A 16,090-nucleotide genomic window follows, 5' to 3' on the forward strand; every position below is an offset into this window, starting at 1 on the left:
GGCACTCATGCCCCTGCCGCCGCCGAAACCAGCCGGGCAGACCATGCCCTTCCCGTCACAGTGAGGACCACCCCGCCGAACAAGGCGGCCAGTCCCAGGGGTGTTCCCAAGAGGGTAGCGAGGGGATCCACGCCGAGGGCGGCACCGAGTCCAAGACCCATCAAGGGAAGCCAGGTGAGGAGCCGGACGGTGGCTTTGGGGCCTGCGAGAGCCGTCTGCCGGGCCGCGTCTGCGTCATCCTCCGCTTCCAGCTGGGCCGCGAACCGGGTCAGTACGTCGGCGAGCGGACACCCGCTGGCTTCCGCAATGTCAAAGCAGGCGGCCAGCTCCAGCCAGGTCCTGGCCTCCCTGTCCCGGGGCTGGAACGCTGTGGAAACCGCGCGCCGGATGGATTCCGAAACGGGAGCTCCGGTCGCGGCGGCGGCACGCGCGGATGACAGGACTGCAGCTGACCCCTCTGACAGCATCGCCCCGGACACGGGTGCACGCTCTTGAAACCGCCCGTTTCCGCCATCCCCGTAAACCGTCCACAGCTCGTCCCACAACCGCCCCGGAGTCCGTCCGCCCCGAAGCAGTGCCGCAAGTTGCTGCACCACCAGGGTCAGGCCCGGTCCCCGCGTCAGTGCCGCGCTCCTGCCGGCCGCCTTGCCCCACGGCAGTACCAGGCCTCGCCTGACACCCGGCGCGTTCTTCCTCTTGCCGGTTGCCGTGCGCAGCCGGGAAGCGGCGTCCAGGGGCGGTTTGAGGAGCAGCAGCATGGCGCTGCATAGAAGCACGGTGAAAATGACCGTCACAGGGTTGCCCCGGGATCCATCCCCAACCGGGCCGCGAGCGCCGGCCACGCCGGACCCGGGACACCTTGCTCCTCAATGGCCGGCACCACGGTCAACCCTGCGGGACCATCGGCGATGAGTCCAACGCACAGGACTTCCCGGCCCTTCGGGGTCCTGCCGACATGGATGACAACGTCGAGGGCGCTGGCGGCCTGAAGCCGCACGGCCTCCGGGCCGAGCCCGGCGAGCGCGCCGAGGGCATTGAGCCTGGCCGGGACCGCGGCTGCCGTGTTCGCGTGGATGGTTCCACCACCGCCGCTGTGCCCGGTATTCATCGCGGTCAGGAGCTCACGGACTTCAGCACCCCGGCACTCCCCCACCACCAGCCTGTCCGGCCGCATGCGCAGCGCCTGGCGGACCAGCTCCCCCAAGTCCACGGCGCCGCCACCTTCAAGGTTCCCGTGGCGTGATTCGAGGGCCACCACATGGGGGTGGACGGGGTTGAGTTCGGCTGCATCCTCGATCAGGACCAGCCGCTCTTCCGCGGAACAAAGGCCCAGCAGGGTGGACAGCAGCGTTGTCTTCCCGGAACCCGTGGCACCGCTGACCAGGAAACTCAACCTCCTGTCCACTATCCTCTCCAGCACCGTTTGCACCCGATGGTCGAACATGCCGCCCGTGCGCAGCTCCGCCATGCTGAAGACCCTCTCCCTGCGGATCCGGACGCTCAGCAGCGTCCCGGACGTGGAAACCGGCGGCAACACGGCATGGACACGGTAGCCGCCGGCTAGCCTGACATCGACACAGGGTGACCCGTCGTCCAGGCGCCGCCCGCCTGCGGCCACCAGCCGGCAGGCCAGCGCGCGCAGTTGGGCCTCGCCATCAAGCACGACGGGTACGCGCTCGATGCCCCGGCCACGGTCCACCCACACGGAATCGGGGGCGTTGACGAAAATGTCTGTGACGGCAGGATCCCTGGTGAGCTCCTGCAGCGGTCCCAGTCCATTGAGTTCGGCACTGATCCGTTCCACCGCGGCAAGCGCCCCGGCGGTGCCCAACAGCTTGCCCGTGGCCTGTACGGCTGCAGCGACGCGGGAAGGTGTTACCGCTCCAGCCTCGGCCATCATCGACTCACGGACGGATTCCAGCAGCCCGGAATCAACGGTCCGGCCAGTACCGGCGGCCTCACTGGCCCGCGCCCGGCGGACGGCCTGGCCAGCTTCGAGGATCCGGGCACTGCGCCGTGCACCCAAGCCCCCGGACCCTGCTGTGCTGGCCGTATCCGGAGCTGGAGGCGGAGCAGCGGGTGTACCGGACGGCCGCCTCATGCGATATCCCCCGCTTGCAGGTCCTCTCCAAGCCAATCGAGCACCGTGGCGCCGAAATGCCGGATGGTCCGCCGCTTCCCAAAGTCCAGCAGGCGGCCCGCTTCCATGGCCACCGGGACGGCCCGCAGTTCGGGGATGCGGCCCTGCACGGGCAGCCCTACGGCGTCAGCGATCAGGGAACTGTCCAGCGCAGCACCTGGCCGGCCCCGCACCAGCAAGGCAGCCTCCACGGGCGGAAGTTCCTGCAGCAGGCGCACCGCCGCGACCGCTGCTTTCAGCTGCGCCGGCACCACCACCATGATCCGGTCACAGTCCCAGGCCACAGTGTGCAGGGGCTCCGCACCCCTTCCCACATCCACAATGACAAGCTCAAAACCACGGCGGGCAGCATCGAGCACACCCGTTGCAGCGGCAGCAGGGACAGGGACCGGCTGCTCCCGGATAGCAGGCCAGGACAGGAAGGAAAAACCTCCGGCCACGGGCAGGGAGTCGGAGAGCTGCAGGGGATCAATGCTGCCCCTTGCCTCCGCGAGATCCGGCCAGCGCAGTCCGGGGTTGTCCTCGGCAGCGAGCGCCAGCTCCAGGCCACCACCCCAAGGGTCCCCGTCAACCAGCAGGACGCGTGCCCCCAGCCCTGCCGCCGCCTGGGCTATCCATATGGCGGCGGTGGTTGCACCCGCCCCGCCGCAACCGCCCGTGATGCCAAGGACCAGGCCGCCGGGGCCTGGCGAGCGTGACCGGCTCAGATGGTCCGCCAGCCAGGCAGCGGCATCGGGCAGCACGGCAACGCGTTCGGCGCCCAGGGCGGCTGCGAGGTGCCAGAGGCTGTCCCCTTCGCCGTCGAGGCCCACCATGACGGCAGGGGTGCGCCGCCGCGGTGGCAGCTCCCGCACATCGCTGCCCACCAGGACGGCCGATGCGGCGTCCCAGTACCGTCCGCCCTCCACTGCATCCGGAACGACGCGCAGCTGGGCTCCGGCGGCTGCCACGATGCGCTCCACTTCGGCGCGCAGGACCCCCGAGGAGGTAACCAGCAGCACCCCGCCCGAACCGTCCGGCGCTGAACTGTCCGGCACTGAACCGCCAGCCGGTAAACCGTCCGGCAGCCAGGCGCCGCCGGACGCCGGGTTGTCCGGCAACGCAGCACGGGAGGGTGACCTCCGGTCTGGTGGCCGCCGGAAGGAATCCGTGGCCTGCCCCGGCGCGGGGTGCGGTGCATTCAGCTGGTGCCTGCTCATGGGGCCACTCTGCTGCGGCAGCAAGACACAAATAAGGGGGCACTTTCCCTATGTGGACAAACAGGCCGCAGGTGGACAACCAGGCCCCATGTGCACAACCAGACCACCACCCCCGACAGGGCACAATGGGAACATGTACCTGCTGCTTGCCGCCCACCCCCGCGGTGCTGCACTGCAGGAACTGACACAGGCAGGCGACCCCCAACCGGCCAACCCCGGGCCCCGGCTGGTGGCACCCGGCGAGCTTGCCGCCGTCGTCGGTGAACTGGAAGCCCGGCGCCCCGGAGGGCAGCCGCCCCGGTGGATCTGGCACCGGACGCAGGACTGGTACCCTGGGCTGCTCGCCTCCGGTGTGGAGGTGGAGCGATGCTACGACGTCACTCTCTGCGGCAACATCCTGGCCTTTTCGCAGTTCAGCGCCCATACCGACTACGCCAGGAATACCGACAGGGTCCCGGTGGAGGATCCCATGCTTCCGCCGAAGGCTCTGCTGCCGCCCCGTCCCCCGGCAGACCAGGGAGCACTGTTCGACGATCTGGGTGCCGGACCGGCCCCGGGGTGGGGCCTTGAGGACCTCCGCGCCGAGTACGCCGCCCAGCAGGCCGCCCTGGCCGGCGTGGAGATGGAGGAAAACCGCCGGCACCGCCTCCAGCTGCTGCTCGCGGCGGAGTCGGCAGCCGCCATGGTGGCTGCCGAGATGCAGCACGCGGGCGTTCCGTGGCGGGAGGACCTGCACGAACAAATCCTGGTTGACCACCTGGGGCCCCGCCCTCCCGCCGGACAGCGTCCGCAAAAACTCGAGGCCCTTGCTGCGGAACTGCGCACCCTGCTCAACTCCCCAGGGCTAAACCCGGACTCGCCGCAGGACCTGATGCGGGCCCTGCACCGCAACGGCATCGAGGTGAAGAGCACCCGGAAGTGGGAGCTCAGGGAGTCCAGCCATCCCGTCATCGAGCCGCTGCTGGAATACAAGAAGCTCTCCCGCCTCCACACCGCCAACGGCTGGTCATGGCTCGACGCCTGGGTGGACGGTGGCAGGTTCCGCCCCGAGTATGTGGTGGGTGGAGTGGTTTCCGGGCGCTGGGCGTCCCGGGGCGGTGGCGCACTGCAGATCCCGCGCCAGGTCCGCGGAGCGGTGCATGCAGACCCGGGCCACAAACTGATCGTGGCCGATGCCTCGCAGCTGGAACCGCGTGTCCTGGTGGCCCTCGCACAGGACTCCTCCATGGCTGAGGCCGCCCGGGACCAGGACCTGTATGCGGGCATCGCCGCCAGGGGTTTCGGCGGGGACCGGGCCAAAGCGAAGATGGCGTTGCTGGGCGCGATGTACGGCGCCACCTCCGGCGAAGCAGGGAGACTGATGCCGCAGTTGGCGCGTACCTATCCGCGCGCCGTCGACTTTGTGGAGCGTGCGGCGCGGGCGGGTGAAGCCGGCGGTACGGTGACCACCCGGCTGGGCCGCAGCAGCCCGCCGCCCTCGGAGCGGTGGTTCCTGAGCCAGCGTTCCACCACCGCCGAAGAGCAGCGGCGGGCAGAGTCCATAGCCCGGTCCCGGGGGCGTTTCACCCGGAACTTCGTGGTCCAGGGCTCCGCGGCGGACTGGGCGGCATGCTGGCTCGCGGAATTACGACGGCGGCTGCGCACCCTGCGGACAGCGGGCACCGGAGGCAGCGGCGGCGCGGTCCGGGCCGAGTTGGTCTTCTTCCTGCACGATGAGGTGATGGTGCATGCGCCCGCGGACGGGGTTGACGCCTGCATCGCCGCCATCGAGGAATCGGCCTTGGCGGCAAAGGAGCTGTTGTTCGGGCGGATCCCGGTGGAGTTCCCGGTCAGCCTCGCCGTTGTCGACTCCTACAACCTCGCCAAATAGCGGTGCTGGCGGGCGCCGGATAACTGCCCTTGAGATGCAAGGTAACCTACCCGGCAGTAGCTCGACGGGTACGGTGGCGGAGGTTACAGTCGGAGGCGGTGACTGAAACAGACCGGTCCAAACGCTGATGCAACGACGCATACCAGGGAGGTCCCCGTCCATGGCGGGAAGATTTGAAATACACCGCACAGGCGACGAGTCATACCGGCTGCGGCTCACCGACTCCGAGGGCAACACCGTTGCGGTTTCGCCAACCTTCAAGTCCCTGACCATGCTCCGTGACGGCATCAAGGCCATGCGCGAGAACGCGGCCACCGGCATCGTGGTGGATTTGCGCCAGCAGGCCTGAAGCCTAGACCCCGATCGGATGCAGCCGGTTCCGGTCCCACGGAACCGACCAGCCGAGCTGGTCGAAGAGGCCACTGAGCACAATGCCGGTGAAGCCCCACACCACCACGCCGTTCACCGTGAACGCGGGGCTGTCGAAGGTCCGCCCTGCCCGATGGACGGTGGCCATCACCCGGTTGTCCGGGTCGAGCAGGTCCCGCACCGGGACGCGGAACACTTGGGCGGATTCACCATAGTCCACCACCCGGACCGGTGAGGGTGCCTGCCACCACCCGAGCACCGGCGTCACCAGGAAGTTGCTGTGCGCCAACCCCAGCTCCTGGAGCGTGCCCAGCACTTCCACGCCGCTGGAATCCAGTCCGGTTTCCTCTTCGGCTTCCCGGAGCGCGGCCGCCACCGGGGTTTCGTCCCTGTCGATGCCGCCGCCGGGAAAGGCCACCTGGCCCGGATGGGAGCCCAGGGTGTGGGCGCGTTCCAGGAGCAGGACGTCGAGGTCGGCCGGCGCAAGTGGCTTGCCGGACGCGGCCGGGACGTCGTCAAGGACGCCAAAGAGCATCAGCACTGCGGCCCTGCGGGCGCGTGCCGCATCGACGGTCAGGGCGGCCCAGCGCGGATCAGGAGGGCCGGCCGTTCCGGATTTGGCCCGCCGGACCAGCCCGGCGAGGTCTTCGCGTGCGCTCACGGGGTCCTCTTCTGGGAAGCCATCCGGATCTCTGCGGCCCGGTGCTGTTCTGCCAGGTACTGCTCCAGCAATGCCTCGCTGCCGGGGGCAAGTTCGTATTTTAGGAGCTTGGCCGCCTTGACGGGGTCGGTCTCGCCCAGCCCGTAGCTGGGGCACCAGTTGGCCACCGGACAGGCGCCGCAGGCGGGTTTCCTGGCGTGGCAGACCCGGCGGCCATGGAAGATCACCCGGTGGGACAGCATGGTCCAGTCCCTGCGCTCGAACAGCTCCGCCACGTCCTGCTCAATCTGGACGGGATCCTCTGACTGCGTCCAGCCGAACCGCTTGGCCAGCCGGGTGAAGTGCGTGTCAACGGAGATGCCCGGAACGCCGAAAGCGTTGGCGAGCACCACGTTGGCTGTTTTGCGGCCCACGCCGGGCAACGTGACCAGTTCCTCCATCCGGCCCGGAACCTCGCCATCAAAGTCGTCCACGAGGCGGGTGCACAGGGCGAGGACGTTCTTCGACTTGGCGCGGAAGAACCCGGTGGGCTTGAGGATGGCCTCGAGCTCCGTGGGGTCCGCCTCGGCCAGGGCCCGGGCATTGGGCCACCGCGCGAACAGCACTTTGGTGACCTGGTTGACCGTCACGTCGGTGGTCTGGGCGGACAGGACGGTGGCCACGAGCAGTTCGAACGGGTTGCGGAAATCCAGTTCCGCATGGGCGTACGGGTACTTCTCGGCCAGGGCCTTGTGGATGCGCCGCGCCCTCCGCTTCAACGCCAGGACGGATTCGGACGAGACCACGGGCATCCCTGCGGCCTGGCCGGTCTTGGTGCGGGCCCCGGCCACCGGCGTCAGCCGCGCTCGATGTTGCTGAGGTCGCGCAGCACGCCCAGCCGTCCATCGGTGTGCTGGACCAGGAATTCGTGGCCGCGGTCCTCAAGTGCCAGCACCCATCCGCCGGGTTCGATCACGAACGCGGGGGCACCGGTGCGGGGGTCGAAGGCGGTGCGGTGCTGGGCAACGGCAAACCAAAAGGCCTCGTGGATCGGCTGCCCGTCCATCTCGTCGTGGCGGCTTGCCGGGTCCACCGTTGCCCCGATGGGCTGGTCGGCGCGGACCTGCTGGTGAACGGCGGTGGCAGCCGGCGGCTCCCACGCCGCCTGGGGGGCGTGAGCTGCGGGGACATCCCCGTACTGGGTCTCCTCCGCAACGGGAGCAGAGGCAGGGCGGACGACGTCGGCTGCCTGGGTGGGCGGGCCGGCGTCGACGGCGGCGGGGGTACGGTCGGAAGCTTCGGGCGCGGTCGACACGGGCGCGGACGCCGCCGGCCCGGCAGCACCGGTCCCGGCACCGGCAGCTGCGGCACCCGCGGATCCTTGGGTGTCGCCGGATCCTGCGGTGGCGGCTCCTGGGGTGGCGGCTGCCGCACTGCCGGTTCCTGCAGTCGCAGCTGCCGGGCTTGCGGCCCCTGCGTTCGAAACGCCTGCGTTCGAAGCCCCTGCAGGGGCAACGGGTACAGCAGCGGTAGCGGGCGGCTGCGCGGAACGGACTGGCTCAGGGCTGTGGCCGGCAGATCCCGGCTGGACGGCGGAGGAGCCGGCACCGGCACCCCCGAAGATGCCGGCGCCCTTGAAGCCGCCCTTTGACTGGTTGGCGCTGCTCTCCGGTTTGGGCGCTTTAGGGGCCCGCGGCTTCCGGGCCGGGACCGCGGCTTCGCGGGCCACGACATGCGCCGGCATCTCGGGCCGGTCCTTGAAGTCACCGGACAGATAGGGCAGGAAACGGCCCAGCACCGTGGCAGCGAACAGGACCAGCGAGCCGATCAGGCCCACCAGCAGTGTGGTCCCGTATCCGGAGGCCACTGACAGGAAGAAAAAGGCGACGGCAAAGGAAGCCACCACTGAGGCGAACTGGTCGATTGAGAGCGAGCCCACCCGGATCCGGGTGGCAGGGGCCAGCCGGCGGGCGGCGAACAAGGCACTGGCGATCAGCGGCAGGATGATTCCCAGTCCCAGGAAGAACAGGTTGTTCAGGTTCCACAGGTTGTACCGGGCACCGAAAAGGGGAAGCAGGGACGCGACGAACAGAATCAACGTACCGGCGAAAACGGCCAGGTCCCGCACAGTGAACGGACCGAGGACCGCATGGTTGGCGTTGGGGTCGATCTTTCCGGAGGCAGCATTACGCCCTGCAGCCTGTCCCTTCGCGGTGTCGCCGGCGGCCGTCGGGTGCCCTGGTCCCACAGCGGCGGATCCTGAGCCTCCGGACCCCGCCTCGGTGTCCGGGGCCGTTCGCTGGCCGAAGCTCTGCTGGTTCATTCTGCTCTCCTTAGCGTGGCGGCACCGGGCCCGGTCCGGACCCGAAAACCGTGCCGTCTTGACATGCGGACCGCGCCCGTCCAGGCACTGTTTGCACCTGGCCGGAGCGGTCCAAAATGAAGTCACAATTCCATCTCAGCCTAGTCAACAGCCTGGCTGATCACTAGCTGGAGCAAGCCTCCGTGGCCCTGGGAGGAGTAATGAAGACACCATTCACCGCTTAAAAAATGCCGCTCATGGTCGCACGTGTGACGGGGAGCACAGAGGATGCGCGGCAAGCATTAGGCTAGGTTGCGGAACAGCTCTTTGCGGTACGCCCGCCCGGCTGGAGCCCAATGCCGTGCCAAACGGAGGGCCCTGCGGTGCGGGTGTCCCGCGCGGCAAAGATCGATGAATGATGAGGTTCACATGTCCCAGGACACTCCCAGCTCCACGGCCACCGTTCCCTCCGCTTCCGCCCAGCCGGCAGGTCAGCAAGGCCACCAGGGCGATGCCTTTGCGAACCTGCTGCATGAGACCCGGGCCTTCCCGCCTTCCCCGGAATTTGCGGCCGACGCCGTTGTCACCGCCGCCGAGTACGGGGAAGCGGATGCCGACCGGCCGGCGTTCTGGGCCAAGAAGGCCCGGGAACTGCTGACCTGGAGCAAGGACTTCACCCAGGCGCTGGACTGGTCCAATCCGCCCTTCGCCAAGTGGTTTGTGGGCGGTGAACTCAACGCCGCCTATAACGCCCTGGACCGGCACGTCGAGGCCGGCAACGGGGACCGCGTTGCCATCTACTTTGAGGGCGAGCCGGGTGACACCCGCACCTACACGTACGCGCAACTGACCGAAGAAGTGAAAAAGGCGGCCAATGCCTTCGAGTCCCTGGGTGTGGCCAAGGGTGACCGGGTGGCGGTGTACCTGCCCATGATCCCTGAAGCCGTCATCACCATGCTGGCCTGTGCGCGGATCGGGGCCATCCACTCCGTGGTGTTCGGCGGCTTCTCCGCCGAAGCCCTGCGTTCCCGCATCGATGATGCGGAGGCCAAGCTGGTGGTCACCGCCGACGGCACCTACCGCCGCGGCAAGCCAAGCCCCCTGAAGCCGGCCGTCGACGACGCGCTGGCGCACAAGGGAGATGGAGACGGCCACACCGTGCAGAACGTGGTGGTGGTCAAGCGCAACGGCCAGGACGTGGACTGGCAGGAAGGCCGAGACCACTGGTGGGCGGACACGGTGGAAGCCGCTTCCGCCGAGCACACCGCCGTGGGCCACGATTCGGAACACCCGCTGTACATCCTCTACACCTCGGGCACCACCGGAAAGCCGAAAGGCATCCTGCACACCACCGGCGGCTACCTCACCCAGACGGCCTACACGCACAAGGCGGTCTTCGACCTCCATCCCGAAACGGACGTCTACTGGTGCACGGCCGACGTCGGCTGGGTCACCGGACACTCCTACGTCGCCTACGCGCCGCTCATCAACGGCGCCACCCAGGTGATGTACGAAGGCACCCCGGACTCCCCGCACCAGGGCCGCTGGTGGGAGATCGTGGAAAAGTACAAGGTCTCCATCCTCTACACCGCGCCCACCGCCATCCGGACCTTCATGAAGTGGGGTTCGGAGATCCCGGCGAAGTACGACCTCTCGTCGCTCCGCGTCCTGGGCTCAGTCGGTGAACCCATCAACCCCGAAGCCTGGATGTGGTACCGCAAGGTCATCGGCGGCGACAAGGCACCCGTCGTCGATACCTGGTGGCAGACCGAGACCGGCGCGCAGATGATCGCCCCGCTCCCCGGAGTCACGGCCACCAAGCCCGGCTCGGCGCAGGTCCCGCTGCCCGGGATCGCCGTGGACGTCGTCGACGAAATGGGCCAGTCCGTCCCGAACGGGCACGGTGGCTTCCTGGTCATCCGGGAGCCCTGGCCGTCCATGCTGCGCGGTATCTGGGGAGATCCGGAGCGCTTCAAGGACACCTACTGGTCCCGGTTCGAGAACATGTACTTCGCAGGCGACGGTGCCAAGAGGGACGAAGACGGCGACATTTGGCTGCTGGGCCGGGTGGATGACGTCATGAACGTCTCGGGGCACCGGCTCTCCACCACCGAGATCGAGTCCGCCCTGGTGAGCCATCCGGCCGTGGCGGAGGCCGCCGTCGTGGGTGCCACGGACGAAACCACCGGCCAGGCCGTGGTGGCGTTCGTCATCCTGCGCGGCGACGCCGCGAACAACGGTGACGCCACTGTCCAGGAACTGCGCAACCACGTGGGCAAGGAAATCGGGCCCATCGCCAAGCCCAAGAACATCCTGGTGGTGCCCGAACTGCCCAAGACCCGTTCCGGCAAGATCATGCGCCGGCTCCTCAAGGACGTGGCCGAGGGCCGCGATCCGGGCGACGCCACCACGCTCTCGGACCCCACCATCATGCAGCAGATCGCAGCGTCCCTGCGGAAGTAGGCATGGTTTGACGACGGCGCCGCCCGGCCTGGGTGGCGCCGTCGCCGTATGCTGGGAGCAAACCCCGCAACCCTCGATGAAGGAATCCGCTCACATGCTTGCAGCTGCCCGCCACCAGGCCATTGTGGATGCTGTCCAGCGGGAGCGGGTGGTGCGGGTTTCGGACCTGGCCGCGCAGCTGGGTGTGTCGCTGATGACGGTGCGGCGGGACATTGAGCAGCTTGAAGAGGGCGGGAAACTGGAGCGCATCCACGGCGGGGCGAAACTTCCCGGGGATGCCAGTGCCCATGAGCCCGGTTTCGAGCTGAAATCCACACAGCTGACGGCGGAGAAGCGTGCCATTGCCGTGGCCGCTGCGGGGTTGGTGCAGGAAGGCATGGCGGTCGGCTTGAGCGCAGGCACCACCACGTGGGCGCTGGCCCGGGAATTAACCGGCGGCCCGCGCATCACCGTGGTGACCAATTCGATGCGGATTGCCGATCTCTTCCACCCCGGCGGGTCCACCGTGATCCTGATAGGCGGCGAACGCACGCCGTCGGACGCCCTGGTTGGCCCGATCGCCACCGGAGCCCTCAAGCAACTACATCTGGACGTCCTGTTCCTGGGCGTCCACGGAATGGATGCAGACGCCGGGTTCACCACTCCAAACCTGCTCGAAGCCGAGACGGACCGTGCGTTCGTGGCAGCCGCGCGGAAGACCGTGGTCCTTGCCGACCACACCAAGTGGGGCATGTTGGGCATCAGCTCCATCGCAGCACTCGATGACGTGGATGAGGTCATCAGTGATGCCGGGCTCAGCGCCGAGGCCCAGCGCGTCCTTGGCGAACGGACCAAGCTGCGCGTAGTGCACGTGTAAGCGCGGTCAGGCTGACCCGCGCCACATGATGGTGGTCTCGAGGACCCGCGGCGTACCCGGAAGCCCCTGAAGCTGCGCCAGGACGAGTTCAGCGGCGGTGCTCCCCAAAAGGTCAGCCGGCTGGCGGACGGTGGATAGCTGGGGCCTGCAGCGAAGGGCCCAGCTGCTGTCGTCGAAACCCACAATTCCCACATCCTCCGGGACCCGACGGCCGGCCTCCTGCAATGCCGTCATGGCCCCGGCCGCCACAGCATCCGAGGCCGCGAAAACTCCGTCCAGGTGGGGAGCGCGCCGGAGCAGTTCCTGCATTCCCTCCAGCCCGGCAGCGTAGGTGTACAAGGGGTACTCCACCACCAGGTTCGGGTCAAAGCGGTCGCCCATCGCGGCCCGGAAGCCGGCAAGCCGGTCCTTTCCCGAGTCGCGATCCAGGGCACTGGCGATCATGCCTACCTGTTCCCGCCCTGTTTCCAGCAGTCTCTTGGTGATGCTGCGGGCGGCCTCAACATTGTCAATGGCGGCGTACGGCAGCGCGGGGGTCCCTTCCGGGTGGCCTACAAAGGCCGCGGGCAAGCCAATGTCCGCTATGGCTGCCGCGATGGGGTCGGAGGCGCGCGCTGAGATGATGACGGCGCCGTCAACCAGGCCGCCCCGGAGGTAGTCCGCCACCCTGCGGCTGTCGCGGTCCGAATCAATGATCAGCGAAACCAGTTGGTAGTCAGCCTTCGACAGCACCTCGTTGGCGCCCAGCAGGATGGAGCCAATATTGGGGTCTTCGAACAACAGCGAGTGGGGTTCGTGAATGATCAGCCCGATGGCCCGGGATTCCTGGGTGACCAGGTTGCGGGCAGCGTTGTTACGGACGTATCCCACCCGGGCGATGGCTTCTTCCACGGCTTGTTTGGCCTCGTCGGAGACGTATTTTTCCCCGTTCATGACGCGTGAAACGGTCCCCCTGGAAAGCCCGGCAGCGTCCGCGACATCGTTGATGGTGGCGCGGCGGGCACGGGTGCGTGTCAGCGACATATTTGTACTGTAGCGGAGTCTGGACGGGGTACGTCTTCCCGCAGGCATTGACACGGCCCTCACCGCCACCGTACTCTGTGAACGTTCCCAGATGATCTGCATCACCATCTCGACGCGTCTCTGGGAACGTTCACAGAGATCGTTGAGACAACAGCGTCCAAGAGTAGGGGCTTCCCCGTCTTGCACGTTGCCGCAAGCCGAAGGAGCAGGGTTGAGCCCCACCAAAACGTCAGTTGCCGAGCTTTCCGGGAACGGACAGCTCGTTTACGGCTGCGACTACAACCCGGAGCAGTGGGATCCCGCCGTCTGGCAGGAAGACGTCCGGCTCATGAAAGAGGCGGGGGTCAATCTCGTCGCGGTCAACATTTTTGGCTGGGCCGAACTGGAGTCCTCCCCGGGGACCTACTCCTTTGAACGTCTTGACCAGGTGTTGGATTTGCTGCACGCCAACGGTATCGGGGCAAACCTCGGCACCGGGACCTCATCCACCCCTGCATGGCTGACAACCCTGCATCCGGAAATCCTCCCGGAGTCCGCAGCAGGGGTCCGGGCATGGCCGGGCGGCCGTCAGGCATGGTGCCCGAGTTCCCCGCGCTACCGGGAGTATGCCCTTCGGCTGGTGGACGAAGTAGCACGACGGTACGGCACGCACCCTGGAGTGCGGCTGTGGCATGTTTCAAACGAGCTGGGATGCCACAACGCCCTCTGCTACTGCGATGTCTCCGCCGCCGCTTTCCGCACCTGGCTTGCCGCGCGTTACGGCACCCTGGAGGCACTCAACAGCGCCTGGGGCACCACGTTCTGGTCCCAGCGCTACTCGGCCTGGGAGCAAATCCTGCCCCCGCGAATCACGGTGTCCACCAACAACCCCACCCAGCTGCTCGACTTCCACCGCTTCAGCTCCGACGAACTGCTTGGCTACTACCGGGCGGAGGCGGACGTGCTGAGGAAGAACAGCAGCATCCCGGTCTCCACCAACTTCATGGTTGCCGCGCACATCCGCAACCAGGACTACTGGGCGTGGGCGCCCCACATGGACATCATCGCCAACGACCATTACCTCGACCACCGGCTCGAGGACCCCACGGTGGAGCTCGCCTTCGCCGCAGACGCCACCCGCGGACTTGCCCAGGGCCAGCCCTGGCTGTTGATGGAACATTCAACCTCTGCTGTGAACTGGCAGCCCCGCAACATCGCCAAGGCCCCCGGCCAAATGCTCCGCAACTCGCTCACCCACCTGGCGCGCGGAGCGGACGGACTCTGCTTCTTCCAATGGCGGGCCTCCGTCCAGGGCAGCGAGAAATTCCATTCGGCCATGCTCCCCCACGCCGGAACAGACTCGCGGGTCTGGCGGGAAGTCAAAGAGCTCGGCCACATCCTCGAAAGGCTCGCCGGGGTGGCCGGCACCACGGTGAAGGCCGAAGCTGCAATGGTGTTCAGCTGGGAAGCGTGGTGGGCCTACGACCAGGAGTCGCACCCTTCTTCGGACGTACGCTACCTGGACCAGGTGCACTCCCTCTACAAAGCGCTCTGGGAAAACGGCATCACGGTGGACATCGTGGCCCCCGGCTCCGATCTCTCAGGCTACAAGCTGGCACTGGTTCCCGGGCTCTACCTCGTCCGGGAACAGGAATCGGCGGCCCTGGCAGACTTCGTCAACAACGGAGGCCACGCTGTGGTCACCTACTTCAGCGGCATTGTCGACGAAAACGACACAGTACTGACGGGCGGCTACCCGGGCGCGTTCCGGGACCTCCTCGGCGTCCGCTCGGAGGAATTCCTGCCCATGCCGCCCGGACAGCTCCTGCCGCTGGATACCGGAGCCACGGCCGCCCTGTGGGCCGAGGCCCTGCGCCTGGAGGGCGCGGAAGCAAAAGCATCCTTCACCGAGGGCCACCTCGCCGGCACCCCGGCAGTGACCCGCAACCGGTACGGCGCCGGGAACGCCTGGTACATCGGCACAGTGCTCGACTCCCAAGCCCTCCGCGAGGTTGTGGCCGGAGCCGCCGCCGAAGCCGGTGTCGCTGTGCAGGCAACCGCGGCAGGCCTGGAAGTCATTGCCAGGTCAGACGCGGAACACACGTACACCTTCCTTATCAACCACTCGGACGATGAGCACAAATACCCTGCACACGGATACGAACTGATCGCGGGGGAAGAAGTCTCCACCGCCGTCGTCATTCCTGCCGGCACCGTACGCGTCGTCCGCAGCAACAGCTCAGCACCCCCAACCACTGGCCGCATCACCGGCCTTAAGGATGATGAAAGTGACTAGACACCAAACTGCTCCGGCAATGGCCGCGGGGGCACCGCCAGCCCGGAAACCCAGGACATCGGCCGCCCAGCGCCGCGCCGTCCTCCTGTTCGTTGCGCCGTTCGGCCTGCTCTTCCTGGCCTTCTATGCGGTGCCGATCGTCTTCGCCGTGGTGCAATCCCTCCTCACAGTGGAACGCAAGGGCACCTTCGGTCCTCCCCAACAGGTCTTCGGCGGACTCGTCCAATACCAGCAGGTGTTCCAGAACACTGAATTCTGGGAATCCGTGGGCCGCGTCCTGCTCTTCGGAGTGGTCCAGGTGCCCATCATGCTGGGTCTTGCCCTCCTGTTTGCCTTGCTGCTCGATTCACCCCTGCTGAAGGGCAAGAAGTTCTTCCGGCTGGCGTTTTTCGCCCCCTACGCAGTACCGGGCGTTATCGCCGCGATCATGTGGGGCTTCCTCTACTCGCCCTCGCTTTCCCCCTTTGGCGCCGTTACGTCACAGGTGAACTTCCTCTCGGCAGACCTGGTCCTCTGGGCCATCGCAAACATCGTGACCTGGGTCTACGTCGGCTACAACATGCTGATCATCTACTCGTCGCTGCTGGCCATCCCCACGGAGATCTACGAGGCAGCAAAACTGGACGGCGCAAGCAACCTGCAGATCGCCTGGCGGATCAAGATACCGCTCGTGGTCCCGGCCATCATCCTTACCGGAGTGTTTTCCATCATCGGAACCCTCCAGCTCCTTGCCGAGCCGCAGACCCTTCGCAGCTTCAGTTCCGCCATCAGCAGCACGTTCACTCCGAACCTCGCCGTCTACACAACAGCGTCGGTGCCGAACTACAGCCTGGCAGCAGCGTTCTCCGTGGTGCTGGCGCTGGCCACATTCGTTCTTTCCTTCGTCTTCCTCAAGGCGACCCAGCGGAAGGTTTCCCAGTGAGCGCAGCAACAGCCGTGACCACAACCAAGAA

13 protein-coding genes are annotated in these 16,090 nt (G+C 67.2%); 6 read left to right on the forward strand and 7 right to left on the reverse strand.

The genetic code is table 11. The features are described from left to right. Positions 1 to 5: 5 nt before the first annotated feature. Genes VIK36_RS18245 through ssd form a run of 3 tightly spaced genes read right to left on the reverse strand, consistent with a single transcriptional unit; the run spans position 6 to position 3,138 of the window. Positions 6 to 794: a hypothetical protein gene (locus VIK36_RS18245; protein ID WP_324643093.1), complete on the reverse strand. Its 789-nt coding sequence runs from the start codon at positions 792 to 794 to the stop codon at positions 6 to 8. Then, entirely contained in the window at positions 791 to 2,101 is a 1,311-nt protein-coding gene (locus tag VIK36_RS18250) for a TadA family conjugal transfer-associated ATPase (protein ID WP_420716224.1), read from the reverse strand. The genes VIK36_RS18245 and VIK36_RS18250 overlap by 4 nt, the downstream gene beginning before the upstream one ends. Further along, complete coding sequence (gene ssd / locus VIK36_RS18255; protein WP_324645311.1) at positions 2,098 to 3,138, reverse strand: septum site-determining protein Ssd; 1,041 nt, start codon at positions 3,136 to 3,138, stop codon at positions 2,098 to 2,100. The genes VIK36_RS18250 and ssd overlap by 4 nt, the downstream gene beginning before the upstream one ends. 334 nt (positions 3,139 to 3,472) lie before the next feature. Here ssd and VIK36_RS18260 point away from each other — a divergent pair, with 334 nt between their 5' ends. After that, positions 3,473 to 5,209: a bifunctional 3'-5' exonuclease/DNA polymerase gene (locus VIK36_RS18260; protein WP_324643096.1), complete on the forward strand. Its 1,737-nt coding sequence runs from the start codon at positions 3,473 to 3,475 to the stop codon at positions 5,207 to 5,209. Between the two features lie 160 nt (positions 5,210 to 5,369). Continuing rightward, positions 5,370 to 5,558: a YegP family protein gene (locus VIK36_RS18265; RefSeq protein WP_159630724.1), complete on the forward strand. Its 189-nt coding sequence runs from the start codon at positions 5,370 to 5,372 to the stop codon at positions 5,556 to 5,558. Positions 5,559 to 5,561: 3 nt separating this feature from the next. Here the strand turns inward: VIK36_RS18265 and VIK36_RS18270 are convergent, their stop codons facing one another. Genes VIK36_RS18270 through VIK36_RS18280 form a run of 3 tightly spaced genes read right to left on the reverse strand, consistent with a single transcriptional unit; the run spans position 5,562 to position 8,541 of the window. Then, on the reverse strand, positions 5,562 to 6,239 hold the full coding sequence (locus VIK36_RS18270; RefSeq protein ID WP_255173255.1) for an NUDIX hydrolase: 678 nt from the start codon (positions 6,237 to 6,239) through the stop codon (positions 5,562 to 5,564). After that, entirely contained in the window at positions 6,236 to 7,030 is a 795-nt protein-coding gene (gene nth / locus VIK36_RS18275; RefSeq protein WP_324645312.1) for an endonuclease III, read from the reverse strand. The genes VIK36_RS18270 and nth overlap by 4 nt, the downstream gene beginning before the upstream one ends. Positions 7,031 to 7,074: 44 nt before the next feature. Continuing rightward, positions 7,075 to 8,541, reverse strand: a complete 1,467-nt coding sequence (locus tag VIK36_RS18280; protein ID WP_324643098.1) for a hypothetical protein — start codon at positions 8,539 to 8,541, stop codon at positions 7,075 to 7,077. A 408-nt stretch (positions 8,542 to 8,949) separates the two neighbouring features. Here VIK36_RS18280 and acs point away from each other — a divergent pair, with 408 nt between their 5' ends. Next, the gene (acs, locus tag VIK36_RS18285; RefSeq protein ID WP_324645313.1) at positions 8,950 to 10,983 is read left to right on the forward strand and encodes an acetate--CoA ligase; all 2,034 of its coding nucleotides are present in this window, start codon (positions 8,950 to 8,952) and stop codon (positions 10,981 to 10,983) included. A 94-nt stretch (positions 10,984 to 11,077) separates the two neighbouring features. Beyond that, entirely contained in the window at positions 11,078 to 11,839 is a 762-nt protein-coding gene (locus tag VIK36_RS18290; RefSeq protein ID WP_324643099.1) for a DeoR/GlpR family DNA-binding transcription regulator, read from the forward strand. Between the two features lie 6 nt (positions 11,840 to 11,845). Here the strand turns inward: VIK36_RS18290 and VIK36_RS18295 are convergent, their stop codons facing one another. After that, positions 11,846 to 12,862: a LacI family DNA-binding transcriptional regulator gene (locus VIK36_RS18295; RefSeq protein WP_159630714.1), complete on the reverse strand. Its 1,017-nt coding sequence runs from the start codon at positions 12,860 to 12,862 to the stop codon at positions 11,846 to 11,848. A gap of 211 nt (positions 12,863 to 13,073) precedes the next feature. Between VIK36_RS18295 and VIK36_RS18300 the strand changes: the two genes are divergently transcribed. Together VIK36_RS18300 and VIK36_RS18305 are read left to right on the forward strand one after the other, a co-directional pair. Continuing rightward, complete coding sequence (locus VIK36_RS18300) at positions 13,074 to 15,137, forward strand: beta-galactosidase (protein WP_324643101.1); 2,064 nt, start codon at positions 13,074 to 13,076, stop codon at positions 15,135 to 15,137. Further along, a complete protein-coding gene (locus VIK36_RS18305) occupies positions 15,124 to 16,059 on the forward strand; it encodes a carbohydrate ABC transporter permease (RefSeq protein ID WP_159630710.1) in 936 nt (311 codons plus the stop codon). Before VIK36_RS18300 ends, VIK36_RS18305 begins: the two co-directional genes overlap by 14 nt. The last annotated feature ends 31 nt before the right edge of the window (positions 16,060 to 16,090 follow it).

This window comes from Pseudarthrobacter sp. LT1, from assembly GCF_035621795.1.
Classification (GTDB): Bacteria; Actinomycetota; Actinomycetes; order Actinomycetales; family Micrococcaceae; genus Arthrobacter.